Here is a 24,723-nt window from a genome sequence, read left to right as displayed (position 1 = left end):
TCTCTACGCTGCTGCCGCTCTAGATCGCCGAGGCTCGGCCAGCTGATGCAAGGCCTCGGAAAGATACTCCACCAGCCCCAGAAGCTTCGGCTTGGTCTCCGCGGTCGCCTGGCCGTTCTCGTCGAGCGTCTCGGCGATCGAGGCAACCAGGGCCGACCCGACCACGACGCCCTCCGCCAGCGCCGCAAGCTCCCGAACCTGCTCGGGCGTCTTGACGCCGAAGCCGATCGCGATCGGAAGGTCGGTATGGGCCTTGATGCGCGCCACATGCGCCCCGACGGACGAGATGTCCGGGGCCGCGGTCCCGGTTATTCCGGCGATCGAGACATAATAGACAAAACCCGACGTGTTCGCGAGCACGGCCGGGAGCCTCCTCGCGTCGGTGGTTGGCGTCGCCAACCGTATGAAGTTCAAGCCTTTTCCAGCCGCAGCGGGACGCAGTTCCTCGTCCTCTTCCGGTGGCATGTCGACGATGATGAGCCCGTCGGCGCCGGCCTCGCTCGCATCGGTCACGAAGCGGTCGACGCCGTAGACATAGATCGGGTTGTAATAGCCCATCAGCACGATCGGGGTTGCCTGGTTTTCCTTCCGGAACTCCCTAACCATGGACAGGGTCTTTTTCATGTTCTGTCCGGCCTTCAGGGCGCGCAGCGAGGACGCCTGGATCGCCGGGCCGTCCGCCATGGGATCCGAAAACGGCATGCCCAGCTCGACAATGTCGGCACCGGCGGCGGGAAGGCCTTTCAGCATCGACAGGGACGTTTCGTAGTCGGGATCGCCCGCCGTGATGAACGTGACGAGGCCCCCACGCCCTTCGGCTTTCAACCTGGCGAATGTCTGATCGATCCTGGTCATGCCTACATCTCCATCGAGAGGTGTTCGGCGACGGCAAAGATGTCCTTATCGCCGCGGCCGCACATGTTCATGACCAACAGATTGTCGCTCGGCAGCTCGGGTGCGAGTTTGCGCACATACGCCAGCGCGTGGGAGGGTTCGAGCGCGGGGATGATGCCTTCGAGCCGGGTACAGAGCTGAAAGGCTTCGAGGGCCTCCTTGTCGGTCACGGCGACATAGGTGACCCGGCCGGTATCCTTGAGCCAGGAATGCTCCGGACCGACCCCGGGATAGTCGAGCCCCGCTGAGATGGAGTGGCCCTCCAGAATCTGGCCGTCGTCGTTCTGGAGCAAATAGGTGCGGTTGCCGTGCAGCACGCCCGGCTCCCCACCCGTCATGGACGCGGCATGCCCGTTCGGAACGTCGATGCCATATCCGCCCGCTTCCACGCCGTAGATCGAGACCGCGCGGTCGTCGAGGAACGGATGAAACAGCCCCATCGCGTTCGAGCCGCCGCCGATGCAGGCCACGAGCGTGTCCGGCAGACGTCCTTCGCGCTCCATCATCTGCGCGCGCGTCTCCTTGCCGATGACAGACTGAAAGTCGCGCACCATGGCCGGGTAAGGGTGAGGACCGGCGACGGTCCCGATGATGTAGAACGTGTCGTGCACGTTCGCGACCCAGTCGCGCAAGGCATCGTTCATGGCGTCCTTCAGCGTACCGGAGCCCGAGGTGACCGGATTGACCTTGGCGCCCAGCAGCTTCATGCGAAACACGTTCGGCTTCTGACGCTCGATGTCGGTCGCGCCCATGTAGATCTCGCAAGGCAGCCCGAACCGCGCGGCCACGGTCGCGACCGCCACGCCATGCTGGCCGGCGCCGGTCTCCGCGATGATGCGGGTCTTGCCCATGCGCCGGGCGAGCTGGATCTGCCCGAGGCAATTGTTGATCTTGTGAGAGCCGGTGTGATTGAGCTCGTCACGCTTGAAGTAGATCTTGGCGCCGCCGAGATGCTCGGTGAGCCGTTCGGCGAAATAGAGCGGGCTCGGACGGCCCGAGTAATGGGCATTCAGCGAATCGAGTTCCGCTTGGAATTCGGGATCGGCCTTCGCCTCGTTATAGGCCCGCTCCAGATCCAGGATCAGCGGCATGAGCGTCTCGGCCACATAGCGCCCGCCAAACAGGCCGAAATGGCCGTGCTCGTCGGGACCGCCGCGATAGGTATTCAAGGCATCGGTCATCGTCGTCATGAGGCTTTCTTATGCTGTGGCGCGGCGTCCCGCACCGCTCGTACGAAGTGCTCGATCAGCGCGGCGTCTTTCTCGCCGGGCGCGTCTCGACCCCCGAAGACACGTCGACGAGGCCGGCGCCGGACAGCCGGATCGCCTCGGCGACATTGCCGGCATCGAGGCCGCCCGACAGCGCGAACGGCGCCGTGACTCCGTGCAGGAGTTTCCAGTCGAAACGCATTCCGTTACCGCCTGGCAAATCCGCTCCGGGCGGCGCCTTGGCGTCGAACAGGATCGTGTCGGCGACATCCGTATAGCGGGCCGCGACCGCCAGATCGGCAACCTCGGCAACGGGGACGGCCTTGAACACCGGCAAGCCGGTGCGAACCTTGATGGCGGCCACGCGCTTCGGGGTCTCGGACCCGTGCAGTTGCAGCACGTCAGGCCGGACCTCGGCCACGACCGCGTCAATCAGCGCATCGTCTGGATCGACCGTCACGGCGACTGTCTTCGCGCGTCCGCGCGCGGCAGCCGCGAGGGCTTGCGCATTCTCGAGCGTCAGATTGCGCGGGCTCTTTTGGAAGAACACAAGGCCGACGAAACCCGCCCCGGCAGTGATCGCCGCGTCGAGGATGGCAGGCGTCCGCACGCCACAGATTTTAACTTCGACCGTCACGGGAACTCTTAAAAATGGTTGAGACTCGCAGTCGCCGGGTCGCAGGCCGCGAGCGGGGCTCACCCTATGAAATCCAAGCCCTTAAGTCCATCGCACTGCAATATCGACGTTACCGAACAACCCGGCGGCGCCAGCGGTCCGCGGCCACCCCGGCCCATATGGCCTCAAGGACGCCGAAAGGCCAGGCCCCCTGGAGAAAGCCATAGGCCGACCCGAGGAGGCAGGCAAAGGCAAAGGCCAGAATGAACCAGGGACTGCGTTCCTCAAGCGCGTAAGTGACCAGCATGGCGGCCACCGCGATCAGACCGAAAACGGTCAACGGGTCCATGGAGAAGCGCCTACTGGGCGGGGAGCTGCGGCCGCTGCTGGGAGGCGTGGACGGATTCCAGCTCCCGCTCCAAGCGGTCCGCCTGGCGGCGCCAGTCCCGCGCGTCCCGGGCCTCCGCCTTGGCCGTCCGGCGCCACTTGCCCTGGTTGAGCCAGGACGCAAACCCGCCGATCAACAGGCCGAGCGCGAAGGCACAGAGCAGAAACAGGAACAGCGGCGCCTCGACCATATAGCCGTGTTCGCCGCCAAAGGGATTCAGGATGAGTTCCGCGGGCCCGCGATTGACCACGGCAAGCGCGATCAGCGCCAACCCAAGCGGGATGATCACAAGTCCCAGCACGAGCTTCCGCGTCACGTCTTGCTCCTCAAGCGGCCCGGCACGGGCCAAACGCCGTCCGCGCTATGCGCTGCCCTGGCTGTCGTCGGGGTTGAGGCGCTCGCGCAATTCCTTGCCGGTCTTGAAGAAGGGCACGTATTTGTCCTCGACGAAGACCGTGTCACCCGTCCGCGGATTACGTCCCTGGCGTGCGGCGCGGTGCTTGACCGTAAAGGCCCCGAAGCCGCGCAACTCGACACGATCCCCGCGTGCAAGAGCGCCGGTGATCTCGTCGAGGATAATATTGATGATGCGCTCAACATCCCGATGGAACAAATGCGGATTGGCGGCGGCCACCCGCTGGATCAGCTCGGATTTTATCATTGGCACGCCCCAAAAGGACCACAGCCAAATCCCGCTGCGCTCCAAGCCCCACTAATGAGACGCAGGGTGCCAAACCGAAACCAGACCGTCAAGCTCAAGCACCGCGGCGGCCTGGTCCAGCAGCGCGGCGACCTTGCTCCCGGAAACACCGAAGGCCGAGGCCACGGAGTCCATGACAAGACCGAAAAAACCCTCTTCCTCTTTGCGCGGCTTCCACTGCCTGATCCGCAGGCCCTCCTGAACGCCGCGCTCCTTCACGAGCCAGTTGCGGGCGGCAAGCTCATCGCCGATCTGGTCGGCAAGCTTGTACTCGACGGCCTGACGGCCCGAATAGATGCGTCCCTCGGTCAGGCCCGGAATGTCGGCGGGGTCGATTTCGCGCCGCGTCTTCACGAGGCCAACGAACCACGCCATGGCGTCCTCGACCATCTCTTCGGTCACGGCCCGCGCCTCCTCGGTGGTCGGCTCGAAGGGGCTCGGCACCGCTTTCAGCGACCCGCTCTTCACGTCCTCAAACTGAATGCCGAGGGTCTTCATCAGTTCGGTCACATTGGCCCATTGGAAGATGACGCCGACGGAACCGGTGATGGTGTTGCCGTAGACGAAGATCCGGTCGGTTGCGAGGGCGACGATATAAGCTGCGGACGTGGCCAGGGTCCCGCACGTCGCGACCACGGGCTTCTTTTTCGCGACCCGGCGGATCGCATCGTACAGGGCCTCGCCCCCGGTCGTGGTGCCGCCGGGACTGTTGACCTCGAGGATCACCGCCTTGACCTGGTCGGCCTTGCCGACCTTGTTCAGGAGGTTGATGACCTTGCGGTCGTTCGTGATCACACCGTCGATGGTGATGCGCGCCACGTGGGGTAGGATCCCGCCCGAGCGGCCCGCCTGCTGGTCGCCCATGAGCAACACGCCGACAAAAAGCACGGCGAGAAGGACGGCGGCGATCCGCCAAATGGAAACGCGCCGCTTGAGGCGGCGCCGTTCGACTACGCGTTCCGCGTCTAGGCTCATGGATCGTGGCTCCGGATCAGGCAGAAAAACGGGCCGTGGGTCCATTATAGACCACGGCCCGTGAAACAGTGAAATTCAGGCAGCCTTGAGGCGTGCCGGACTATTCCTCCGCGGAGGCCTCGCCGGCACCCTCGCCATCGGCGGCGGCTTTCGCGGCGCGCTTGGTCTTCGGCTTGGCCGCCGCTTCGGGCTCAACTTCCGCTGCGCCCTCGTCGTCGCCGCCTTTGACCTTGTTCAGAGCCGCACCGAGGATATCGCCGAGCGAAGCGCCGGAATCGGTCGAGCCGTACTGGGCCACCGCTTCCTTCTCTTCGGCAATCTCAAGGGCCTTGATCGAAGCGGAGATTTTCCGCGTCTTCTGGTCCACCTGGGTCACGACGGCATCGAACTTCTCGCCGACGCCGAAGCGATCGGGACGCTGTTCGGAGCGGTCACGGGACAGATCGGAGCGGCGAATGAAGGTCGTAAGGTCATGGTCGAGCAACTTGGCCTCGATGCCATTGTCCTTGACGGCCGTCACCTCGCAGGTCACGCGCGCGCCCTTCGCGAGCTTCTCGGACGAGGCGCTGCCCGCAAACGGGTCGGCGGCAAGCTGCTTGATGCCGAGGCTGATGCGTTCCTTCTCGGAGTCCGCTTCCAGGACAACGGCCTTCACCGTATCGCCCTTCTTGTACTCCTTGAGGGCTTCCTCCCCGGACTTGGACCAGTCCAAGTCGGACAGATGGACCATGCCGTCGATGCCGCCGTCGAGACCGACGAACAGGCCGAACTCGGTGATGTTGCGGATCTGACCCTCGATCTCCGTACCGGGCTGATACGCCGCGGCAAAGGCGACCCACGGGTCTCCTGGGTCTGCTTGAGGCCGAGCGAAATGCGCCGCTTGTCCGGATCGACTTCCAGAACCTGGACCTCGACCTCCTGGCTCGTCGAAATGATTTTGCCGGGGTGAATGTTCTTCTTCGTCCAGCTCATCTCGGAGACATGGATCAGGCCCTCGACGCCGGGCTCCAGCTCCACGAAGGCACCGTAATCGGTGATGTTGGTCACCGTGCCCTTGAAGCGGGCATCGACCGGGTATTTCGCGGCGATGCCTTCCCACGGATCGGCCTCGAGCTGCTTGATGCCAAGGCTGATACGCTGGGTATCGGGATTGATGCGGATGATCTGCACCTTCACGGTATCGCCGACATTGACGATCTCGCTCGGGTGATTGACGCGGCGCCAGGCCATGTCGGTGACGTGAAGCAGGCCGTCGATACCGCCAAGGTCGATGAACGCACCGTAATCGGTGATGTTCTTGACCACGCCGTCAACAACTTGGCCTTCCTTCAGCCGCGAGACGATCTCACCACGCTTCTCGGCCCGGGTCTCTTCCAGAACCGAGCGGCGCGACACGACGATGTTGCCGCGGCGGCGGTCCATCTTGAGAATCTGGAAGGGCTGCGGGCTGTTCATGAGCGGACCGACGTCACGGATCGGACGGATATCCACCTGGCTGCCCGGAAGGAAGGCTACGGCGCCGTCCAGGTCGACGGTGAAGCCGCCCTTGACGCGATTGAAGATCACGCCTTCGACCTTCTCATTGGCCTTGTACTTCTCTTCGAGGCGGACCCAGCTTTCTTCGCGGCGGGCCTTCTCGCGGGACAAGACCGCTTCGCCGGCTGCGTTCTCGACACGCTCCAGATAGACGTCAACGGTGTCGCCTTCGGCCAGCGTGGAGGGGGCGCCCGGGACGCCGAATTCTTTGAGGGGGACGCGGCCTTCGGTCTTCAGGCCCACATCGATGATCGCCACATCCTTTTCGATGCTGACGACGGTTCCTTTGACCACACTGCCTTCCACTAGCGCTGCGCCGGTGAGAGATTCCTCGAGAAGCGCTGCGAACTCGTCGCGGCTAGGCTGGCTGATGCTGGTCTGCGGCTCGGTCATTTGAACTCCTACTCGGCGTTCGTCGGTGGCTCGTTGCCTGGTACGGCGGAACCCGAGGTTTGATGTTAATTCAATGCGACGAAAGCGCCTCGGACTGCCGCCCTCTCCGGAGGCCGGGCCCGCTTCGCTTCACCGCGCGAAAAGTCTTTCAAGCTTGTCCAAAGACGATGGGCCAACGCCAAATGGGCATGGCCTCAACCGGCCCGCCCTGCGCGGCTCATCGCAGCCTCGATCAAATCGATAGCTGCCCTGAACGCCGCGTCTATATCCAAATTTGTGGTGTCGAGCAAGGCCGCGTCTGGCGCCCGGACCAGCGGTGCGGCGCCTCTGGTCGAGTCCCGCTCGTCCCGGGCCCGGATATCGGCCAGCACGGAGGCCTCGGAGACCGCGACCCCACGGCCCGTTAGCTCCAAGAAACGGCGCAGGGCCCGCACTTCCGGGGAGGCGCTGACGAAGAGCTTCACGTCGGCATCGGGGCAAATCACCGTGCCGATATCCCGGCCGTCCAGAACCGCTCCCTCCGGGCCGTAGGCGAAACTCCGCTGATAGGCGAGGAGCACGGTCCGGACCGCCGGATGGCGGGCAACCCGGGAAGCGGACTCGCCCGCCCCCACCGTCCGAAGGGCCGGATCGCCGAGCGTCGCCACGTCGAGCGCCGAGGCCACCTTGGCCGCGGCCTCGGCATCGTCCAGGTCGACGCCTTGGGTCAGGGCGTCTCGCGCGACCGCGCGATACAGGAGCCCCGTGTCCAGGTGTGGCAGGCCGTAATGCGCGGCAACGCGCTTGCCCAGGGTCCCTTTGCCGGAGGCGGCCGGTCCGTCGATCGCGACAATCATGGAAGTTGCGCTCCCAGACCGCGCATCAGGGGCACGAAATCCGGAAAGCTCGTGGCGATCATGCCGATGTCGTCGACGGTCACAGGTGCCTCCGAACCCAATCCGAGCGTCAGGAAGGCCATGGCGATCCGATGGTCCATGTGGGTCTCGACCACCCCGCCGCCCGGCACGGCGCCCCGTCCGGAGACAATGAGATCATCGCCCTCGATGCGGGCCTCGACGCCGCAGGCGGCAAGCCCCGCCGCGGTGGCGGCCAGGCGATCGCTCTCCTTCACCTTCAGTTCGGCCGAGCCTTCCATCCGGGTTTCGCCTTGCGCGAAGGCGGCCAAGACCGCGAGGATCGGGTATTCGTCGATCATCGAAGGCGCCCGCTCGGGCGGCACACGCATCCCTTTGAGCTTGCTCGACCGGACATGCAGATCGCCCACGGGCTCGCCGGCCTCGTCGTGCTCGCCGAGGATTTCGATATCGGCCCCCATCTCCCGCAGCGTCTCGAAAAATCCCGTGCGCGTGGGATTGAGAAGGACGTTCTCGATCACGAGGTCCGAGCCGGGGCAGATGAGCGCAGCGGCAACGAGGAACGCCGCCGAACTCGGGTCGCCCGGCACGATCACGTGGGCACCGGTCAGTTCCGCGTCGCCCCCGACCGTCACGGCCCGGCCGCCGTCGTCGCGCGTCTTCACGTCGATCTCGGCACCGAAAAATCTCAACATGCGCTCGGTGTGGTCCCGGGTCGGCAGAGGCTCGATCACGGTGGTCCGTCCAGGGGCATGGAGCCCCGCCAGCAGGACCGCCGACTTCACCTGGGCCGACGGCACGGGCAGTTCGTATACGATCGGCAACAGATCCGCCGTCCCCTCCACGGTGAACGGCAGGGTGTCCTTGTCGCCCTCCACCGTTAGTCCCATCTCGGACAGCGGCGCCAGCACGCGGCTCATGGGCCGCCGGCACAACGAGGCATCGCCAGTCATCGCAACGCGCATCGGATATCCCGCAAGAACGCCGAGCATGAGCCGGCTTGCCGTCCCGGAGTTGCCGAAATCGAGAACGCCGTCGGGGGCCGTGAGGCCGCCGACCCCCTGCCCCAACACCTCGAACGCGGCGCCGCTGCGCGAGACCGTGGCGCCCAGCGCCTCCATGGCACGTGCGGTCGCCATCACATCGTCGGCCTCGAGCAGGCCTTCGATGCGCGTGCGCCCGGTCGCCAGACCTGCCAGGATCAAAGCGCGGTGGGAAATCGACTTGTCGCCGGGGACTTTGACACGGCCGGAAATCGGCGCGGATCGGCGAGCTGTCAGGGGCTGCGGCATGGAGGTGAGATTGCTGTTTGAGGATGCTTGATAGCTTTTGACACTACGCATGAGGCGTGGCAATGGGGAGTCACGCTTAGACTACGTTTGAGGAGAGTCATGTCGAAACCCGCACGGGGAACCAAGCGCGTGTGCGCGAGCTGTGACGCGCGGTTTTACGATCTGGGTCGTTCGCCGATTACCTGTCCCGTTTGCCAAGCCGTTTACCACGTCGCAACGCCGTCCCGGCGTAGCGCGGCCGCACCAGTGGCGAAGCCAGCAGCGGAGCCCGAGGCCGAAGACGATACACCGGTCATGGGTGGCGCCGAGGTCATCAGCCTCGATGAGGCGGAGGAGGCCGAGGAGGCCGGGGTCGAGGACGAAGAGATCGCTGACATCGGAGATGACGATGAGGACATCCCCGATAGCGACGATGAAGATGCGTTTCTCGAGGACGACGAAGACGAAGACGACGACGTCACCGACATCGTCAAGAGCGAGCGGGAAGACGAAGGCTGAGCACGCGACGGCGGTCTAGCACTGCCGGCCGGCTTCAATTCCCGCCGATCTTCGGCTCCGAGTCGCATTTCGCTTGAACGAACGGGCCGCTGGGCATAAACGATGCGGTCTGAATTCGACGGAGCGCGCCGCGCACTCGGATTCCGGATATTTCCTCAAGGGGCCATAGCTCAGTTGGGAGAGCGCGTGAATGGCATTCACGAGGTCGGCGGTTCGATCCCGCCTGGCTCCACCAATCCCCGATAAGACGACCGTTCACCGCCGAGGCGTGTGACCTGCGCTTGCTTATGACGCGTCAACGGCGGCGCGTTGCGGATTCGCGCACCGTGGGGCGCCTCAGCAGTTCGAATCGATGAGCTGCTGAGACAAGGTCTTGATGGCAGCGTCGTCGGCCAGCGCCAGCGACTTCTTTGCATCGGCGCAGTTCTGCGCCGCATCGCTGCCGTTCGCCGCTCGGAGACCATAGAACATTCCGGTGATCGCGTTCTCGGCCGCCGCGTTGTCGATCAATCGTGAGCAGGCCGCGACCACCGCACCGCTATCGTTTCCCTGGGTGCAGGTGGAGAAATCCGCGTCGAACCCGTCATAGGCGACCGCCTGCACCGATACGAGGAGCATCCAAACCGGCACGAATCTGAGTAGGCGCATTGCTTGTCTCCGTTTCCTCGCAAGACCGACGCGCTGGATCGTAGGCGCCTTTTGCCGGGCAATCGACCCCGAACAGGCTGTGTGCTTTAAACAAACTCAGTCCGTGCCGGTCTCGGCAAGGCTTGCGACGGCCTGCAAGAAGGTCGGCTCGATACGTGTACTGTCCTTTAGCGCCCAGGCGACGAGACTGGCCCCTTCCACGACGCTGAGCAGCATGGTCGCCGTCTGCCGCACGTCGAGGTCGGCACGAAATTCCCCGTCGGCGATCCCGTCCCGAACGACCCCGGACAGCCAATCGAGATGAAGTTCGAAGAACGTCGACACCTGCCGTTGCATCGACTGGGGCAATGCGGCCGCCTCGGCGGACAGCGCCGCGCAGAGCGGCATCAACCCGTCGCTCAGGCTGTCGACGAAAAAGCCGCTATAGGTGGCAAGCCGCGCCTTGGCCGACGTTTCGTCCTCGCGCACGGCAGCAAGCGCCGGCTCGAACTTGGCGAGATAGCCATCGACCAGCGCAACGCCAAGGGCTTCCTTCGTGGGGAAGTGGTGATGGACGCTCGCCTTCCTTATGCCCACGCGTTCGGCCAGATCCGCATAGCTGAACGCCGCATAGCCTCGCGTCCGAGCCAACGTCTCCGCCTCTTTCAGTAAGAGATCGCGTGTTCCAATCGACATTGCCGCCTCTCGATCGCCCTGACCTTGCGCCTAGGATCCGCCCTGACGACGGGTCGTGGTTCCGTGGAAGGCCTCTCCGTCGGTGTCCACCGCCGTAACGTCGAGCACGTTGTTTTCGCCCTTTGCGAAGGTGAAGCGAAGGTTCGGATTGGTGGAAATCGAGAAGGTGCCGTCGAGCGTAAATACCAGCTCACCGTCCCGTTTCACCGTGACTTCCTTGATGTAACGGGCCGGAATGAACTTGGCCGTGTTGATATCGAGCTGCATGCCGTTGTGGTTGGGGTGCTTGATCATCACTTGAGCCGACCAGATCGGGTTGCTGCTCAACGCAGGCTCGAAGGTGCGGACGATCGTCTTTCCAAGGCCGGTCATGTCGCTTCCGGGTCTTTGGCCTGCATGGCGGCACATCCCCCCGCCGCGGCCAGAAACTTCGAGGCCATGTGCAGGCTCCCGTCCTCGAGTTCGAGCACCGCCCGGGCATGGGAAAAATTGTCCACCCGGACGCGCGTTGCGAAACTGCGCTCGCCGCCTGCCCCCGCAGCCGGACCGAAGTTCAGCGTCGCCACCTTGGGATCGGGATTGTTGTCGATGAAGATCGACAAGGATTTGAGCTTGTCCTTCACGTGGGGCGGCACGCGCACGGTGATCGGTACGAGCGCTGCGTCTTCCACCTTCTGCGGCGTTTCGAGGACGACGGCGCCATCCTCCTCCGCAATCGGACGATCGCCGAAGGCCTGCTCCCGCAGAATGGGCCAGAGGTCCTCCTTGGCGTGGACCGGGGTCGCCGCAAGAACGCCGACACAGGCTGCGAGCACGGCGCCGCAGAGCATTCGGCTGAGCGTGTTGAAAGCGTAGGTCATGGCCTTGAACTTCCTCTCATCACTTCGATCGGGATCATTCCCATTCAAGTTCCGCGAAAGCCGCGGTGACGTTGCGCACATGATACTGGTCGAACAGCTTCCAGGCATCCTTCTCCGAAAAACCGGCCGATGCCGTGGCCTGTTCCAGCGTCTTACCGGCAGCGATTTGCTGCTGGACGTCGTCGGCAATGGCCGACAGATAGCGTTGTTCCGGCTCAAGCGCCTCGGGCAACTCCATGGTTTTCGGACCGTGGCCGGGCACGACGCGGGCCGCTTTTCGCTGCCCCATCGCGTCGAGGACCTCCAGCCAGCCCTTGATCGAGCCGTCGATGGTCGGCACGTGCACCGAGAACAGAAGATCGCCCAGAAAGAGCGTCCCCGTCTTCAGGTCCGTGACGATCAGATCGTTGTCCGTATGGGCCGTCGGCTGGGGCTCCAGCAACAGCTCCCGGCCGCCCAGATCGAGCTTCGTCGCCTCTTTGATGCCAACCGTCGGAAGAACGATCTTGCTCCCGGCGAAACCGTCCGCGCCGATCATTTGCTCGTTGGCGGCGAGATAGCCGTCCTTGCGCGTGCCGAGGGCGCGCGCGAGCTTGTAGTGCCCCACGAAGTCCGGCTTGTCCTGTTCGAACGCCGCGTTCCCGAACACATGATCGGGATGCATATGCGTGTTGATCACGTATTTGATGGGCTTGTCGGTGACGGCCCGGATGGCGTCCCGCAACTCGGCGCCGAGCTTCGCACTGCCCGAGGTATCGATCACGGCCACGCTGTCGGAGCCGACGACAAAGCTCGCATTGGCGATGTCGCCGCCATTCGCGGCGGACTGCACCTCGTAGCGGCCCTGATGCACGAAGACGCCGGGCGCGACCTCGCTCACATCGGCGGCCGCCGCATGGGCCGGCCGATAGCGCAGCAAGGGGGCGGAGGCGATGGCCAGCGCGGCCAGTACGACGTTCCGGCGCGACAGGGCGTGGACGCCGCAGCGGCAGCTTCGATGGCCTTGGTGGGGCGCTGGGGACTGATGAGCGTGGTTCGACATCTGTCACTCATCCTACCTATTACTAGGTAGGTGCGTCAAGTTGTCGTGGCGCGCGAGGGGCTGTGCCGGGGTGTTTGCGCGAGATGCTCTCGTGTGCTGGCCATGCGCCTCGCGGCGTCTAAGCTTGATTTCGGTCGCCGGGCACCCATATCGGTGTTGATTTCCTGACGTTTTCCACGCTGTGCCGCGAGCGGAAAACAGAAGATCCTTCGCTGGGCAGTACATGACACGTCTCGACGGCCGTCTTTGGATCATCTTTGAAGCTGCCCGAAAAGGGTCCGCGGCCAAGTTGGCAGAGGGCGGGTATCCGCCCTACAACGTGGAAATCCTGCCTGCCGACGCTCACTGTCCCGAAAGATTGCGGATTACACTGGCGGTCGCCGGTTTCGCCCGCGACGAACTGGACGTGAGCATCACGGGCGGCGCCCTTCAGATCCGGGGCGAAAAGCCGGACGAGGAGCCCAAGGACTACCTCCACCGGGGCCTCGCCAGTCGCCGCTTCAAGAGGACATTTGCTCTTGTCAACGGCGTCGAAGTGCGCAAAGCCGAGTTACATAACGGCCTCCTTGCGATCGAGCTCGAGAGGCCGAACCAGGAGAAACGCGTTCTCAAGGTCGGGATCACGTCCGCAAGCTGAGATGTTTGGAAACCACTTCAATGAATGAACGACAAGACGACGACCGCCAGACCTCGATGAGCCCCAAGGAGCTTGCGCTGCTCGGGGAAGGCGAAGTCGCATATATCAAGCAGGTCGACTTCGACGATGCCGAGCGGCTGTTTCCGGCGCTGGACGAAACGCCGGAGGGTATCGATCTGTTTGCCGTATTGGGTGCCGACGGCACGCCGATCGCGCTGACGGACAGCCGCAACGCGGCCATCGCGAATGCGATCGAGAACGACCTCGTTCCCTTAAGCGTCCACTAGTCCCGCCGACGCATTTGCCGCACGCATGCGTCGCGTGCGTGCGCCTCGGTCGAACGCGCCTTCGATGGCGTTTGTGCTAGGCCGCGTGGGAGGCCGTATCGTCCTGCGTGAGGACGGCATAGAGCGCCTCCGCATCCCTCGACGACTTCAGTTTCTGCACCGACGGACGATCACGGAGCAGACGCGAGATGCGCGCAAGCGCCTTCAGATGATCCGCGCCCGCGCCTTCCGGCGCCAGGAGAAGAACGACAATCGTCACGGGCTCCGCGTCGGCCGCATCGAAATCGATGGGCTCGGCGAGCCGTGCAAATAGGCCGACAATCCGGTTCAAACCGGGCATCTTGCCATGCGGAATCGCGACGCCCTGCCCGAGCCCCGTCGACCCAAGGCGTTCCCGCTGCAACAGGACGTCGAAGATGTCCCGTTGCTGGAGACCGGAGATCTCCGAAGCGCGGACGGCGAGCTCCGCCAACAGCTGTTTCTTGTCCTTCGCGTTGAGCGAGGGCAGCACCGCTTCGGGCGCGATCAGATCCGCTAAAGTCATTTCGATTACCCGTGTGCCTCTCGTGGGGCGCAGTCAACTCGGACCAACAAAACGATTTCCGCTGCGCGTCTGTTCCAATCGGCACGCGCGAGCCGAACGTTTCTTTCCTGCATACTAGGCACAGCGCCCGAGATCTCTCGCTGACGCCATACAACGCAAATCTGGACGAAAACGCGGAACGTTTTTGACGAAGTCTGTCCGGTATTTTGCCGTGTCGTTATTTCCCGTAGGCGATCCGCCAACCTCCTGCGACAACGCGCTTCCTGGTGCGCATCCACAAGAGACGAGGTCAGCATCGGGACATACTAACGTCCCGGCCCAAACGATTATGGCCTCGATCGCGGAGGCCGGAAGCTAGCTCTGCGCTTGGAGGGTGTCAAATCCAATCCTCCGCAAATCGTGCAAAAAACGTGCTGCTATGCACTCGCCGCCATCGCGATACGCTTTTGCCGCCGGCGTTGCACCGACGAAGGAATGCCCAGAGCTTCGCGATATTTGGCGACTGTGCGGCGCGCAATATCGATGCCATCCGTCTTCAGCCGCTCGACGATCTTGTCGTCGGACAGGACGTCCTCCGCAGGCTCCGCATCGATCATCTCGCGAATCCTGTGACGCACGGCTTCGGAGGAATGGAAATCGCCTTCGCCCGTGGCCGCGATCGCGGAGGTGAAGAAGTATTTCAGCTCGAACAGGCCCCGATTGGTGGCCATGTATTTGTTGGCCGTCACGCGACTCACGGTGGATTCGTGCATGGAGATCGCGTCGGCGACGGTCTTCAAATTGAGCGGGCGCAAGTGCCGGACACCGTATGTGAAGAACGCATCCTGCTGCCGCACGATTTCCTGTGAGACCTTGAGGATGGTGCGCGCCCGCTGATCGAGACTCTTCACAAGCCAGTTCGCGGTCTGCAGGCAGTCGACGAGATAGCTCTTGTCGTCCTTGGCGAGCGGCGACTTGGTGACCTTCGCATAGTAGGTCTGGTTGACGAGCACGCGCGGCAGCGTGTCGGAATTCAGCTCGACGTGATAGCTGCCGTCGGGAAGGGCGCGCAACAGAACGTCCGGCACGATAGGCTGCGCGGGCGTCGCGCCAAACTCCAGACCCGGCTTGGGATTGAGCCGCTTCACCTCGGCAACCATGTCGACCAAGTCCTCGTCGGTGACGCCCGTGGCGCGCTTCAACGCCACGAAATCGTGGGTCGCGAGCAGATGCAGGTTGTCGATCAACGCGGCCATGGCGGGGTCGCAGCGGTCCTGCTCTTTGAGCTGAAGCGTGAGGCACTCGCGCAAATCGCGCGCGAAGACACCGCACGGATCGAATGTCTGCATCTCGCGAAGCGTCTCCTCGACGAGCGAGAGCGGCGCGCCGAGTTGCGCTGCAAGACTGGCCAAATCGCCACGAAGATAACCGGCTTCGTCGGTCAGATCGATGATGTGGCCGCCGATCATGCGCTGCGCGGGGTCGGAGAACGCGAGTGAGAGCTGCTCGGACAGGTGGGCCCGCAAGGTCTTTTCCTCGGCCACATAGGCTTCGAGGTCCGTGCCGTCTTCCGACACGCTCGGCCCGGACTGGGCCAGACCGGTCCAGCCGCTGTCCGTCACGGCTCCGGGAACAAAATCCTCGGAGTCCGGAAACATGTCCTTGGGATCTGCATCGAGATCTTCGGTGCGGGTGTTGTCGCCGCCCGATTCGAGATCGACCCAGTTGTCGGCCTCACGCGACTCGGCGGCGCCCTCGCCTTTCGCGTCGGCCCCCTCCGCATCCTGATCGTCCGCGGAAGGATTAACCGGTCCGTCGCCTTCGGCGCGCTCGAGCAAGGGATTGCGCTCGAGTTCGCCCTCCACGAACGTGCTCAACTCGACGTTCGACAGTTGCAGCAATTTGATTGCCTGCTGCAGCTGAGGCGTCATGACCAGACTCTGCGTCTGGCGCATTTCCAGCTTTGCGTTGATCGCCATCTACGAACTCATCTGCGATCAGGAACTCATATCTTGAACTCGTCGCCCAGATAAACGCGCCGCACGTCTTCATTATTGACGATCTCGTGGGTCGTCCCATGGGTCAGAACAGACCCGTCATGAATAATATAGGCCCGGCCAACGAGGTCGAGGGTTTCGCGAACATTGTGATCTGTGATCAGCACACCAATTCCGCGCTGGGTCAGATGCCGGACCAGCGCGCGAATGTCATTCACGGCGATCGGATCGATGCCAGCGAAAGGTTCGTCGAGCAGCATGTAGGACGGCCGGGTTGCCAGGGCGCGGGCGATTTCGACGCGCCGGCGCTCACCGCCCGACAGGCGCATGGACGGCGACTTTCTCAGCCGCGTGATGCGGAATTCCTCAAGCAAGCCGTCAAGCTGTTCGTGGCGCGCTTTCCGGTTGGGCTCCACCGTTTCCAGAACCGCCAGAATGTTCTCCTCGACGGTCAGGCCCCGAAAGATGGATGCTTCCTGCGGCAAATAACCGATCCCCAGCCGGGCGCGGCGATACATCGGCAGGCGGGTGACGTCCTGCCCGTCGATCTTGATCGAGCCCTCGTCGGCCGGAATGAGTCCGGTGATCATGTAGAAGGTCGTCGTCTTGCCGGCGCCGTTTGGGCCCAGGAGGCCGACCGCCTCGCCGCGCCGCACGTCGATGCTACGCCCCGAACGACGGTGCGCTTCTTGAAGCTCTTGACGATCGACCGGACGGTCAGCCAGCCCTCGCCCGGCTCGTGCAATTCGTGGGGCACCCGCTCGGCGGGATGTTCGGCGCGCGACTGTGGCACGGGCGGCGGCGTCGATGGCAGTGGCGGCGGCACGGGCTGACCTTGCGGTGCACGTTGCTGCGGCGCGGGGTGCGAGGCCGGCTGCCGCTGCGGAACGGGCCGGCCTTGCGGCACGGGCTGCCTTGGCTGCGCGGGATGACTTGGCTGCGCGGGATGACTTGGCTGCGCGGGATAACTTGGCTGCGCGGGCTGGCGTTGTTGGGCGGGCTGGGCTTGTTGCGCGGGGTGGGCCGATTGCGCGGGATGGGCCTGTTGCGTGGGATGGCCTGGATATGCGGGCCGATCCGGGTGTCCCGTGTCTTCGCCGGGCGTGCGCCTAGGCTGGTGCCCGGCAGGGGCACCCTGAGGAGCTGCGACTGCCCCTTGTCCCGGAATCGAGAACACCTTGCCCACTGCCCCTCTCACCCTTCGGTTAAAGCGTCCGCCGATTAATATCGGCTAAAGCGCTTGCTGAATCCTATAGAAATCGGTGACGGACCAATTCTGCGACATTCATGGCCAAGGTCCGGCGCGACACACGGACGCGCGCAGCACGTGCGATCCGCTCCGATTGCACCGGCACAACTGTCTTGCGGGCACGCTTGCCAACAATAGAACCGTTGCCCGCGTTGAAACGCCGGCTACCGAACTTGGCCCGGCGGGACGCCCCGGCCTCGCCCGGCGTCTCTTTCTCCTTGCCGGGTTTCTTCTTTTCGTCCTTCGGAAGAAGCAACGCACGAATCCGGCGGCTTCCATCGGCCGTCGTGCCCGTGTTCTCGAACCGGCTCTCGCCTGTCGCTAGGTCGATATTGAGCCGGTCTCCCTTTAGCACGTTCTGTCCCTGGGATAACACCACATTGCCGCCCACCACGGCCTTCTGCGCGGCCACGTCGTAGATCGCCCAGTCGCTGGTCGTCGTTTGGTCTTCCTCGCTGGTGATGACCACGTTGCCGCGCACGGTGACCTTCTGGGCAGGCACGTCGTAGAGAAGCCAGTCGCAGGTCGTGGTTTGATTATCCTCGCTATTGATCACCACGTTGCCGTGCGCCTCGATCTTCTTGATCCGTGATTTGGCGTCGGCGTCCGCGCCGTCTTGGGACGGCCCCTGCATGCTCTCCGGCGCTGGCGCGGGCTGCCCCGTCAACGTGTTGGCGCCGCCAATGTAGTGAACGTCGAGTTGCGCGGCCCGTAATGTGGACGTGCCCTGGTTCGCGCGCACATTGCCCTTGAACACGGCGAGCTTCTTGTCGTCGTAAACGGTGAGCGTCTTGGAAAAGATATCGATGGGCTTGTCCGAGTTCTTGGACAGCCCCTTGAAGGCGCTCTTGACCTCCTCGGCCCGGGCCGGGGGAGCGAACGCGCCCCCAAGCGCGGCCAAGACAGCGATGACGACCAGCGCCCCGCGCGGGTCCATCATTGCACCGTTTCTGCCGGCGCGGCGTCCGTCGCGACGGGCCCGCCGGCGGCTGCTGCGGGCGTTTCGCCCGGCGCCGCGGCCTCTTTCTTCGGGGGATCGATATGGACCGCCACGTTCCCCCGGAAAACGATCGTGTTTTCACCCGAATAGAGCGTCATCCCGTTGGCCCGGACCGTCCCGTTGGGCATGTCGAGCGCGACCGGATTGTGAGACCGCAGGATCGAGTTCTTCATGTCGATCGTGGCGTAGGAGAGCTCGCCGGTCACACCCGTGCTCGTGGCGAGCGTGATCCGATCCTTCAGAATGAGCCGCTCCTTCTTCGAATCGAACTTGCCCCGCACGGCGCGCATGCGCGACCAGCCGCCGGTGGTCGTATTGGTCACGTCGGCCTTGATCGTGTTGAGCGCAACGAGGTTCGGGTTCGCCACGTCCTGATCCGCGTAATCGGCCCTGATGACGTAGTCGCCGTTCTTCTTGTCGGTGCCCCTCATGGTCGGATTGAGCATCCGCAAGGCGCCGTCGGTCACTTCCATGCCGTCAATGCTCGCGATGATCCCGCCAACATGCACGTTCATACGGGTGGAGAAGAAATAGGCGCCAAGCACCAGCACAGCCAGAACAGGCAAGACCCGGCGCAAAAGGCGGACGAGCACGCTATGGCGTTTGGCGCTCCGCATCGCGCGGGCGCGCTCTCCGGCCGTCCGGACCCGGTGGCGCGCGTGCGCGCGTGCGAGATTCGCCTCATATGCCATTGCGTTCGCCAATTTTCACGGATCTGGCTCCGCGCATTCGGGGCCCCTCATGGCCCAATCTACCTAGCCGCAGGACTTTGATCAGATTGCGACCGTGGCCCTTGATTTCCTGAGGCTTTTCGGGCGCCTCAATGGGCGAAAATATCGATCTCGGACCAGCCTTTAAGGTCCAGCTCGGCGCGGACGGGCAGAAACGCGAAACAGGCGCGCGCAAAGTGCTGGCGCCCCTCCCGCTCGAGCATCTTGTCCAGCCGCTCCTTCAGCGCGTGTAAATATAGCACGTCGCTCGCCGCGTAGTTGAGCTGGTCGGGGCTCAACATGTCGGCGCCCCAATCGGAGGATTGCTGCTGCTTCGACAGCTCGATGCCCAGCAGTTCCCGGCAGATATCCTTCAGACCATGACGGTCCGTATAGGTGCGGGCCAGCTTCGAGGCGATCTTGGTGCAGTAGATCGGCGCGGTGTCGACACCGAGATAGTGTTTGAGCACGGCCACGTCGAAACGCGCATAGTGGAAAATTTTGACCACGCTCTCGTCGGCGAGAAGCCGCTTGAGCTCGGGGGCATCGGCGCCCGGCGTAATCTGAACCAGGGCGGCCGTCCCGTCGCCGTCGGACAGCTGTACGAGGCAAAGCCGGTCGCGCTGTGGATTGAGACCCAGCGTCTCGGTGTCGACCGCGATCGCCTTGGCCGAAAAGCGGCCCGGAGGCAGATCGCCCTTGTAGAGTTCGACGGTCGAGGACTGGCTCAATTGCGTCTTTCCGGAAGGGTGCGGTCCCGCCCCTTTGCCGACAATTGCGCTCGCCGCTCCGAATGCGGCGAGACGAACGATGGTGCCCAGGAGAAGACTCGAACTTCCACGCCCATACGGGCACTAGCACCTGAAGCTAGCGCGTCTACCAATTCCGCCACCTGGGCTTGAACGGGTTCAGGTACGATTGGCGCTGCGTAATGTCAATTCTTTCGGCAACGGGACTTGGGACGAAGAACCGCCTTCAAGGCGCCCCGTCTTCGTGGCATGTTGCATCTGCGAAACCAGGCGCGGCTAGAGGTGAGGCATCGACGTGGGCGTGACACTGAACAATCGAGCACTCGTAACCGTTTATGGCGGCTCCGGATTCCTTGGACGCCACCTGGTCCGGGCCATCGCGCGCACGCGCGCGCGCATCCGGGTCGCCTGCCGCCGTCCCGATCTCGCCGGCCATCTCCAGCCGCTCGGGGGCGTCGGCCAGATCGTCCCGGTCCAGGCCAATGTGCGCTACCCCGACTCGCTTATGACGGCGGCCGAGGATGCGGACGCGGTCGTAAACCTCGTCGGAATCCTGTTTGCCTCCGGCAAGCAGACCTTCAAGACGGTGCAGGACGAAGGCGCGCGCAATGTCGCCGAGGCCGCGAAGGCCGCCGGCGTCGGCACGTTCGTCCACGTCTCGGCCATCGGCGCCGACGCCTCATCGGCGGCGATCTACGCCCAGAGCAAGGCAGCCGGCGAAGCGGGTGTCAGGGCCGTCTACCCGGACGCCACGATCGTCCGGCCCTCGGTCGTGTTCGGTCCCGAGGACCAGTTCTTCAACCGGTTCGGGGCTATGGCCCGGCTGTTTCCGGCCCTGCCTCTGATCGGCGGCGGGCACACGAGGTTTCAGCCCGTCTTTGTCGGCGACGTGGCGCAGGCTCTCGTCGCGGCGATCGAGGGGCGCACGAGAACGGCGCGCCCTACGAGTTGGGCGGTCCCGAGGGTCCTCTCCATGCGAGACGTGATGGAGCGCGTGCTGGCCTACACGATGCGGTCGCGCCCGCTGATCCCGCTGCCCTTCTGGCTGGCCAAGCTCCAGGGCGCCATGCTGCAGTGGTTGCCCAATCCCCCGCTCACGGTGGACCAGGTGCGCCTTCTCGAGAGCGACAACGTGGTGAGCGAGGCGGCGATCGAGGACGAGCGCACGCTGCAAGGGCTCGGCATCGAGCCCGTGCCCGTCGCCAGCGTGGTGCCGGACTATCTGGAGCAGTTTCGGCCGCGCGGACAGTTCTCGGTCTACAAGGCGTAGAGCCCGGGCCGCGCTCCTAGCCGTAGATCATGAACAGCAGGAATCCACCCAGGACCATGCGGTAGAGCACGAAGGGCAGGAAGCTGATGCGCCGGACCAGAGCCATGAGGAACGCGATGGCGGCAAGGCCTGCGAAGAAGGTCAGGATCGCGCAATAGACCGCATCCATTGTGATCGTATCGCCCGCGGCCAGTGCTTCGCCCACGGTCAGCACGCCCGCGCCCGCGATTGCCGGAATTCCCAGCAGGAACGAGAAGCGGGCCGCATCGGGGCGCGTATAGTTGAGAAACCGCGCGGCGGTCATGGTCACGCCGGAGCGGCTGGTGCCCGGAATGAGCGCCAGGGCCTGGGCCACGCCGATGATCAGCGCGTTCTTCAGGGTCATGTTCTCGATGGTCTTCTCCTGCCGGCCCATCATATCGGCGACCAGCATGAGAATGCCGTAGATCACGGTGTTCCAGGCGACGACCGTGACGCTGCGCTCCAGATCGCCGAAGCCGAACTTCTTGAGGAAGAGCCCGAACGCGACCGCGGGTATCGTGGCCAGCATGATGTACATGGCGAGCTTGCCGTCATGGGTCACCTTGCCCTTGAAAAGCTCCAGCGTCCCGACAAGGAGCTTCCAGACGTCGCGCCAGAAGTAGATCAGGATCGCGAACAAGGTGCCCACATGCACCATGACGTCGACGAACTGCCCCTGATCGGGCCAGTGAAACAGATAGGGAACCAGGACCAGGTGACCCGACGACGATATCGGCAGGAATTCCGTGATTCCCTGAACCACCGCGATAACGATGATCTGCTCTATGGTCATGGTCCCAAATCCCCCGCGCGGCCGAGCCGCTTGTTCGCCTAGACCGCAGGTTCTATACGAGGCCCACGCGCTTGGCGCGATTCATTTTCCGCCGGGTCTGCTTTCCAACGAGCCCATTTTCCGAACGAATAGCCATCGAAGCCCATAATGGCGAATCTCCTCCACCATCCGCTATGCGCCTACTCCAGGTCAATTCGTCTCGCCCTCGCCGAATGCGGGGTCGAGGTGGAGTTGAACGAGGAAAAGCCCTGGGAGTGGCGGCCCGAATTCCTGGCCCTCAATCCGGCCGGGACGCTGCCGGTCCTCCTTCCCGATGACGAGGGGCCGATCGTGGGGGCCTACGCCATCTCGGAATGGCTGTCCGATACGTTGGACGAACGGGCCCTACGGGGCTTCCAGCCCTTTCCGGGCGATGCGGCTGCCCGTGCCGAGGCGCGGCGGCTGGTCGCGTGGTTCCACGACAAGTTCCACGCCGAGGTCACGGATTACCTCGTCGTCGAGAAGGTGTTCCGGCGATTCGGACCGCAGAGCACGTCTCCCGACATGGAGGCGATGCGGGCGGGGCACGACAATTTGCGCTATCATATGACCTATATCGGCCATTTGACGGAGACGCGCAGCTGGCTCGCAGGGGACACATTGAGCTTTGCCGACTTGGCCGCGGCGGCCCACCTGTCGGCGCTGGACTATCTCGGCGAGGTGCCGTGGGAAGAGTTCGAACCTGCCAAGAACTGGTATGCGCTGGTGAAGTCACGGCCGTCGTTCCGTTCCCTCCTGCAGGATCGGGTCGCCGGGTTTATCCCGGCGGGCACGTATGCCGATCTCGATTTCTGAGTCCCGTCCGAACGCCCGTCCGACCGCGCGGCACGCCATCGGCGGACCGTCTTCCGTGATGGTGCAATCCCTGAAAGCGAGGATCGCCGAGCGGGCCGAGGCCCTTGGCTTCGACGCCATGCGGATCACCACCGCAGACAGTCCCGATGCGATGGGCACGGCGCTCGATGCATTTCTGGCGCAGGGCCGCGAGGGCGACATGGGCTGGCTCAAGGACACGGCCGAGCGGCGCAAGAGCCCGCGCGCCCTGTGGCCGGACGCGCGGAGCATCATCCTGCTCGGGCTGAACTATGGGGGGCCCGCCGGCCCGTTCGCGGCCCTTCGGAACGCCTCGCACGGGGCCGTCTCGATCTACGCCAAGCGGGCCGACTATCACGACGTGATCAAAGGCAAGCTCAAACAACTGGCCGGACACGTCCAGGCGCTCGCGGGCGGAGACGTGAAGGTGTTCGTGGACACCGCGCCTGTCATGGAGAAGCCGCTGGCGGCCAAGGCCGGCCTCGGCTGGCAGGGCAAACACACCAATCTCGTCTCGCGCGCGTTCGGCTCCTGGCTGTTCCTGGGCTCGATCTTCACCACGGCAGGGCTTGAGCCCGATGTCCCCGAGATCGACCATTGCGGCGCCTGCCGCCGCTGTCTCGATGCTTGCCCCACGGACGCGTTCACCGCGCCGTACGAGATCGACGCCCGCCGCTGCATCTCCTACCTCACCATCGAGCACAAGGGACACATCGCGCCCGAGTTCCGGGAGGCGATGGGAAACCGCATCTATGGCTGCGACGACTGCCTCGCCGTGTGCCCCTGGAACAAGTTCGCCAAGACCGGTCACGACGCGAAGCTGGCGATCCGTCCGCAGGCTGACGATCCGCCGCTCGCCGAAATTCTCGCGCTGGACGATGCGGGCTTTCGCGACCGCTTTCGCGGCACGCCGATCAAGCGCACGGGTCGCGATCGCTTCGTGCGCAACGCGCTGATCGCTGCCGGCAACGCCGCCGACGCCTCGCTGACCTGTCCCGTGGAGACGTTGCTCGACGATGCGTCGCCGCTGGTGCGCGCCATGGCGGTGTGGGCGCTGCAGCGCCTCGACCCCGACCGGTCCGCGGCCCTGGTCTCGGCGCGGCTTTCGACCGAGACGGACCCTCACGTGCGCGCGGAATGGCAGGCAGGTGCCGGCAAGGGCGCGTCATGAGCCGGCTCTTCGCCTTTGGATTTGGCTATTGCGCCCAAGCGCTCGCCCCGCGCCTGACCGCGCGCGGCTGGACGGTCGCAGGCACCGCGCGGGACGAGGCCAAGCGCGAAGCCTTCCGCGCGCGCGGATACGAGGCAGCGCCGTTTTCCGGCGAGGCCCCTCACGCGGATATCGACCGGTTGCTGCCGGGCACGACACATTTGCTGCACTCGATCCCGCCGGACAGTCATGACGAAGGCCATGGAAGCGACGGTCATGGGGATCACGTGCTCACCCACTATCGCGAGGCGCTGGCGAAGCTCGGCAGCTTGGAATGGGTTGGCTATTTGTCGACCGTCGGCGTCTACGGCGACCAGCAAGGCCGTTGGGTCGACGAGGGCACGCAGCCCAAGCCCAACAGCGCGCGCACGGAAGCGCGTGTCGCGGCCGAACAGGCCTGGCTCGATTTCGGTGCGGAAACCGGCGTGCCGGTCCACATCTTTCGCCTCGCCGGAATCTACGGTCCCGGACGCAGCGTGTTCGACAAGCTCGCGGCCGGCACGGCGCGGCGCATCAACAAGCACGGCCAGGTCTTCAGCCGCATTCACGTGGACGACATCGCCACCGTGCTAGAGGCTTCCATCGCCAAACCGAGCGCGGGCGCGATCTACAATGTCGCCGACGACGAGCCGGCCGCCCCTGGGGATGTGGTGGCTCACGCCGCCCGAATGATCGGGGCCGAACCGCCGCCGGAGATCGACTTCGACGAGGCGGACCTGCCGCCCATGGTGCGCAGCTTCTACGAGGGCAGCCGCAAGATCGGCAATGCGCGCATCAAGTCGGACCTCGGCGTGCGCCTGGCCTATCCGACCTTCCGCGATGGGTTGGCGGCGCTCAAACCCTAGG

The 24,723-nt window shown here is 64.3% G+C and carries 27 protein-coding genes, 2 tRNA genes and 2 pseudogenes; 8 read left to right on the top strand and 23 right to left on the bottom strand.

All coding sequences use genetic code 11. The features are described from left to right. Window positions 1-3 precede the first annotated feature (3 nt). The 10 genes and pseudogenes from trpA to aroA form a co-directional block, all read right to left on the bottom strand. On the bottom strand, window positions 4-855 hold the full coding sequence (trpA, locus tag AUC68_RS05245) for a tryptophan synthase subunit alpha (RefSeq protein ID WP_069436675.1): 852 nt from the start codon (window positions 853-855) through the stop codon (window positions 4-6). Between the two features lie 2 nt (window positions 856-857). After that, window positions 858-2,084, bottom strand: coding sequence for a tryptophan synthase subunit beta (gene trpB / locus AUC68_RS05240; protein ID WP_425283211.1), 1,227 nt, complete (start codon window positions 2,082-2,084; stop codon window positions 858-860). A 55-nt stretch (window positions 2,085-2,139) separates the two neighbouring features. After that, window positions 2,140-2,739 carry a phosphoribosylanthranilate isomerase gene (locus AUC68_RS05235; protein WP_342027460.1) on the bottom strand — a complete coding sequence of 200 codons (600 nt, stop codon included), beginning with the start codon at window positions 2,737-2,739 and terminating at the stop codon, window positions 2,140-2,142. A 109-nt stretch (window positions 2,740-2,848) separates the two neighbouring features. After that, a complete protein-coding gene (locus tag AUC68_RS05230) occupies window positions 2,849-3,067 on the bottom strand; it encodes a hypothetical protein (RefSeq protein ID WP_069436673.1) in 219 nt (72 codons plus the stop codon). Window positions 3,068-3,077: 10 nt separating this feature from the next. After that, on the bottom strand, window positions 3,078-3,422 hold the full coding sequence (locus tag AUC68_RS05225) for a LapA family protein (RefSeq protein ID WP_069436672.1): 345 nt from the start codon (window positions 3,420-3,422) through the stop codon (window positions 3,078-3,080). A gap of 45 nt (window positions 3,423-3,467) precedes the next feature. After that, the gene (gene ihfB, locus AUC68_RS05220; RefSeq protein WP_069436671.1) at window positions 3,468-3,767 is read right to left on the bottom strand and encodes an integration host factor subunit beta; all 300 of its coding nucleotides are present in this window, start codon (window positions 3,765-3,767) and stop codon (window positions 3,468-3,470) included. Window positions 3,768-3,818: 51 nt separating this feature from the next. Then, complete coding sequence (gene sppA, locus AUC68_RS05215; protein WP_069436670.1) at window positions 3,819-4,781, bottom strand: signal peptide peptidase SppA; 963 nt, start codon at window positions 4,779-4,781, stop codon at window positions 3,819-3,821. 229 nt (window positions 4,782-5,010) lie between these two features. Beyond that, a pseudogene (gene rpsA / locus AUC68_RS05210) lies at window positions 5,011-6,710 on the bottom strand (30S ribosomal protein S1); the annotation flags it as partial. A gap of 194 nt (window positions 6,711-6,904) precedes the next feature. Beyond that, on the bottom strand, window positions 6,905-7,546 hold the full coding sequence (gene cmk, locus AUC68_RS05205) for a (d)CMP kinase (RefSeq protein ID WP_069436669.1): 642 nt from the start codon (window positions 7,544-7,546) through the stop codon (window positions 6,905-6,907). Next, window positions 7,543-8,856 (bottom strand): 3-phosphoshikimate 1-carboxyvinyltransferase, encoded by a 1,314-nt coding sequence (gene aroA, locus AUC68_RS05200; RefSeq protein ID WP_342027459.1) that lies wholly within the window; start codon window positions 8,854-8,856, stop codon window positions 7,543-7,545. Before aroA ends, cmk begins: the two co-directional genes overlap by 4 nt. 99 nt (window positions 8,857-8,955) lie before the next feature. Between aroA and AUC68_RS05195 the strand changes: the two genes are divergently transcribed. Together AUC68_RS05195 and AUC68_RS05190 are read left to right on the top strand one after the other, a co-directional pair. Continuing rightward, window positions 8,956-9,354 carry a TIGR02300 family protein gene (locus tag AUC68_RS05195; protein ID WP_069436667.1) on the top strand — a complete coding sequence of 133 codons (399 nt, stop codon included), beginning with the start codon at window positions 8,956-8,958 and terminating at the stop codon, window positions 9,352-9,354. Between the two features lie 159 nt (window positions 9,355-9,513). Next, window positions 9,514-9,589 (top strand) — tRNA-Ala (locus AUC68_RS05190). Window positions 9,590-9,690: 101 nt separating this feature from the next. Here AUC68_RS05190 and AUC68_RS05185 read toward each other — a convergent pair. The 5 genes from AUC68_RS05185 to AUC68_RS05165 form a co-directional block, all read right to left on the bottom strand. After that, entirely contained in the window at window positions 9,691-10,002 is a 312-nt protein-coding gene (locus AUC68_RS05185; RefSeq protein ID WP_069436666.1) for a hypothetical protein, read from the bottom strand. 96 nt (window positions 10,003-10,098) lie between these two features. Further along, the gene (locus tag AUC68_RS05180; RefSeq protein WP_069436665.1) at window positions 10,099-10,677 is read right to left on the bottom strand and encodes a TetR/AcrR family transcriptional regulator; all 579 of its coding nucleotides are present in this window, start codon (window positions 10,675-10,677) and stop codon (window positions 10,099-10,101) included. Window positions 10,678-10,707: 30 nt separating this feature from the next. Continuing rightward, window positions 10,708-11,049 (bottom strand): thiosulfate oxidation carrier complex protein SoxZ, encoded by a 342-nt coding sequence (locus tag AUC68_RS05175; protein ID WP_069436664.1) that lies wholly within the window; start codon window positions 11,047-11,049, stop codon window positions 10,708-10,710. Further along, window positions 11,046-11,537, bottom strand: a complete 492-nt coding sequence (locus AUC68_RS05170; RefSeq protein WP_069436663.1) for a thiosulfate oxidation carrier protein SoxY — start codon at window positions 11,535-11,537, stop codon at window positions 11,046-11,048. The genes AUC68_RS05175 and AUC68_RS05170 overlap by 4 nt, the downstream gene beginning before the upstream one ends. Before the next feature lie 34 nt (window positions 11,538-11,571). After that, window positions 11,572-12,579: a quinoprotein relay system zinc metallohydrolase 2 gene (locus AUC68_RS05165; RefSeq protein WP_083240439.1), complete on the bottom strand. Its 1,008-nt coding sequence runs from the start codon at window positions 12,577-12,579 to the stop codon at window positions 11,572-11,574. A 289-nt stretch (window positions 12,580-12,868) separates the two neighbouring features. On the opposite strand from AUC68_RS05165, the gene AUC68_RS05160 reads away from it, so the two are divergent. After that, window positions 12,869-13,216 (top strand): Hsp20 family protein, encoded by a 348-nt coding sequence (locus tag AUC68_RS05160; protein WP_158008239.1) that lies wholly within the window; start codon window positions 12,869-12,871, stop codon window positions 13,214-13,216. A gap of 20 nt (window positions 13,217-13,236) precedes the next feature. Beyond that, complete coding sequence (locus tag AUC68_RS05155) at window positions 13,237-13,503, top strand: BQ00720 family protein (protein WP_069436661.1); 267 nt, start codon at window positions 13,237-13,239, stop codon at window positions 13,501-13,503. 76 nt (window positions 13,504-13,579) lie between these two features. Here the strand turns inward: AUC68_RS05155 and AUC68_RS05150 are convergent, their stop codons facing one another. The 7 genes and pseudogenes from AUC68_RS05150 to AUC68_RS05120 form a co-directional block, all read right to left on the bottom strand. Then, on the bottom strand, window positions 13,580-14,047 hold the full coding sequence (locus AUC68_RS05150; RefSeq protein ID WP_069436660.1) for a PTS sugar transporter subunit IIA: 468 nt from the start codon (window positions 14,045-14,047) through the stop codon (window positions 13,580-13,582). A gap of 416 nt (window positions 14,048-14,463) precedes the next feature. Further along, entirely contained in the window at window positions 14,464-16,005 is a 1,542-nt protein-coding gene (gene rpoN, locus AUC68_RS05145) for an RNA polymerase factor sigma-54 (protein WP_069436659.1), read from the bottom strand. A 26-nt stretch (window positions 16,006-16,031) separates the two neighbouring features. After that, window positions 16,032-16,930 (bottom strand): annotated as a pseudogene (lptB, locus tag AUC68_RS05140) (LPS export ABC transporter ATP-binding protein). A 343-nt stretch (window positions 16,931-17,273) separates the two neighbouring features. Next, window positions 17,274-18,212: an LptA/OstA family protein gene (locus AUC68_RS05135; RefSeq protein WP_083240438.1), complete on the bottom strand. Its 939-nt coding sequence runs from the start codon at window positions 18,210-18,212 to the stop codon at window positions 17,274-17,276. Next, window positions 18,209-18,964: an LPS export ABC transporter periplasmic protein LptC gene (lptC, locus tag AUC68_RS05130; protein WP_069436657.1), complete on the bottom strand. Its 756-nt coding sequence runs from the start codon at window positions 18,962-18,964 to the stop codon at window positions 18,209-18,211. The genes AUC68_RS05135 and lptC overlap by 4 nt, the downstream gene beginning before the upstream one ends. 128 nt (window positions 18,965-19,092) lie before the next feature. Then, the gene (locus tag AUC68_RS05125) at window positions 19,093-19,713 is read right to left on the bottom strand and encodes a ribonuclease D (protein WP_069437027.1); all 621 of its coding nucleotides are present in this window, start codon (window positions 19,711-19,713) and stop codon (window positions 19,093-19,095) included. Window positions 19,714-19,793: 80 nt separating this feature from the next. Next, a tRNA-Leu gene (locus AUC68_RS05120) sits at window positions 19,794-19,880 on the bottom strand. Window positions 19,881-20,026: 146 nt separating this feature from the next. Here AUC68_RS05120 and AUC68_RS05115 point away from each other — a divergent pair. Next, window positions 20,027-21,001 carry a complex I NDUFA9 subunit family protein gene (locus AUC68_RS05115; protein ID WP_141701102.1) on the top strand — a complete coding sequence of 325 codons (975 nt, stop codon included), beginning with the start codon at window positions 20,027-20,029 and terminating at the stop codon, window positions 20,999-21,001. 16 nt (window positions 21,002-21,017) lie between these two features. On the opposite strand, the gene AUC68_RS05110 is transcribed toward AUC68_RS05115, so the two are convergent. Continuing rightward, on the bottom strand, window positions 21,018-21,815 hold the full coding sequence (locus AUC68_RS05110) for an undecaprenyl-diphosphate phosphatase (RefSeq protein WP_069436656.1): 798 nt from the start codon (window positions 21,813-21,815) through the stop codon (window positions 21,018-21,020). 147 nt (window positions 21,816-21,962) lie between these two features. Between AUC68_RS05110 and AUC68_RS05105 the strand changes: the two genes are divergently transcribed. Genes AUC68_RS05105 through AUC68_RS05095 form a run of 3 tightly spaced genes read left to right on the top strand, consistent with a single transcriptional unit; the run spans window position 21,963 to window position 24,722 of the window. Continuing rightward, window positions 21,963-22,649, top strand: a complete 687-nt coding sequence (locus tag AUC68_RS05105) for a glutathione S-transferase family protein (RefSeq protein WP_069436655.1) — start codon at window positions 21,963-21,965, stop codon at window positions 22,647-22,649. 58 nt (window positions 22,650-22,707) lie between these two features. After that, entirely contained in the window at window positions 22,708-23,838 is a 1,131-nt protein-coding gene (queG, locus tag AUC68_RS05100; protein ID WP_069437025.1) for a tRNA epoxyqueuosine(34) reductase QueG, read from the top strand. After that, window positions 23,835-24,722 carry an SDR family oxidoreductase gene (locus tag AUC68_RS05095; RefSeq protein ID WP_069436654.1) on the top strand — a complete coding sequence of 296 codons (888 nt, stop codon included), beginning with the start codon at window positions 23,835-23,837 and terminating at the stop codon, window positions 24,720-24,722. The genes queG and AUC68_RS05095 overlap by 4 nt, the downstream gene beginning before the upstream one ends. Window position 24,723 lies beyond the last annotated feature (1 nt).

The sequence above is a fragment of the Methyloceanibacter methanicus genome, from assembly GCF_001723285.1.
Taxonomy (GTDB): Bacteria; Pseudomonadota; Alphaproteobacteria; order Rhizobiales; family Methyloligellaceae; genus Methyloceanibacter; species Methyloceanibacter methanicus.
This window is presented reverse-complemented; position numbering and strand designations above follow the sequence as displayed.

Coding starts and splice junctions, on each gene's coding strand:
- trpA (WP_069436675.1), bottom strand. CDS start 855: ATGACCAGGATCGATCAGACATTCGCCAGGTTGAAAGCCGAAGGGCGT.
- trpB (WP_425283211.1), bottom strand. CDS start 2,084: ATGACGACGATGACCGATGCCTTGAATACCTATCGCGGCGGTCCCGAC.
- AUC68_RS05230 (WP_069436673.1), bottom strand. CDS start 3,067: ATGGACCCGTTGACCGTTTTCGGTCTGATCGCGGTGGCCGCCATGCTG.
- ihfB (WP_069436671.1), bottom strand. CDS start 3,767: ATGATAAAATCCGAGCTGATCCAGCGGGTGGCCGCCGCCAATCCGCAT.
- sppA (WP_069436670.1), bottom strand. CDS start 4,781: ATGAGCCTAGACGCGGAACGCGTAGTCGAACGGCGCCGCCTCAAGCGG.
- cmk (WP_069436669.1), bottom strand. CDS start 7,546: ATGATTGTCGCGATCGACGGACCGGCCGCCTCCGGCAAAGGGACCCTG.
- aroA (WP_342027459.1), bottom strand. CDS start 8,856: ATGCCGCAGCCCCTGACAGCTCGCCGATCCGCGCCGATTTCCGGCCGT.
- AUC68_RS05195 (WP_069436667.1), top strand. CDS start 8,956: ATGTCGAAACCCGCACGGGGAACCAAGCGCGTGTGCGCGAGCTGTGAC.
- AUC68_RS05185 (WP_069436666.1), bottom strand. CDS start 10,002: ATGCGCCTACTCAGATTCGTGCCGGTTTGGATGCTCCTCGTATCGGTG.
- AUC68_RS05180 (WP_069436665.1), bottom strand. CDS start 10,677: ATGTCGATTGGAACACGCGATCTCTTACTGAAAGAGGCGGAGACGTTG.
- AUC68_RS05175 (WP_069436664.1), bottom strand. CDS start 11,049: ATGACCGGCCTTGGAAAGACGATCGTCCGCACCTTCGAGCCTGCGTTG.
- AUC68_RS05170 (WP_069436663.1), bottom strand. CDS start 11,537: ATGACCTACGCTTTCAACACGCTCAGCCGAATGCTCTGCGGCGCCGTG.
- AUC68_RS05165 (WP_083240439.1), bottom strand. CDS start 12,579: ATGTCGAACCACGCTCATCAGTCCCCAGCGCCCCACCAAGGCCATCGA.
- AUC68_RS05155 (WP_069436661.1), top strand. CDS start 13,237: ATGAATGAACGACAAGACGACGACCGCCAGACCTCGATGAGCCCCAAG.
- AUC68_RS05150 (WP_069436660.1), bottom strand. CDS start 14,047: ATGACTTTAGCGGATCTGATCGCGCCCGAAGCGGTGCTGCCCTCGCTC.
- rpoN (WP_069436659.1), bottom strand. CDS start 16,005: ATGGCGATCAACGCAAAGCTGGAAATGCGCCAGACGCAGAGTCTGGTC.
- AUC68_RS05135 (WP_083240438.1), bottom strand. CDS start 18,212: ATGATGGACCCGCGCGGGGCGCTGGTCGTCATCGCTGTCTTGGCCGCG.
- lptC (WP_069436657.1), bottom strand. CDS start 18,964: ATGGCATATGAGGCGAATCTCGCACGCGCGCACGCGCGCCACCGGGTC.
- AUC68_RS05110 (WP_069436656.1), bottom strand. CDS start 21,815: ATGACCATAGAGCAGATCATCGTTATCGCGGTGGTTCAGGGAATCACG.
- AUC68_RS05105 (WP_069436655.1), top strand. CDS start 21,963: ATGGCGAATCTCCTCCACCATCCGCTATGCGCCTACTCCAGGTCAATT.
- queG (WP_069437025.1), top strand. CDS start 22,708: ATGGTGCAATCCCTGAAAGCGAGGATCGCCGAGCGGGCCGAGGCCCTT.
- AUC68_RS05095 (WP_069436654.1), top strand. CDS start 23,835: ATGAGCCGGCTCTTCGCCTTTGGATTTGGCTATTGCGCCCAAGCGCTC.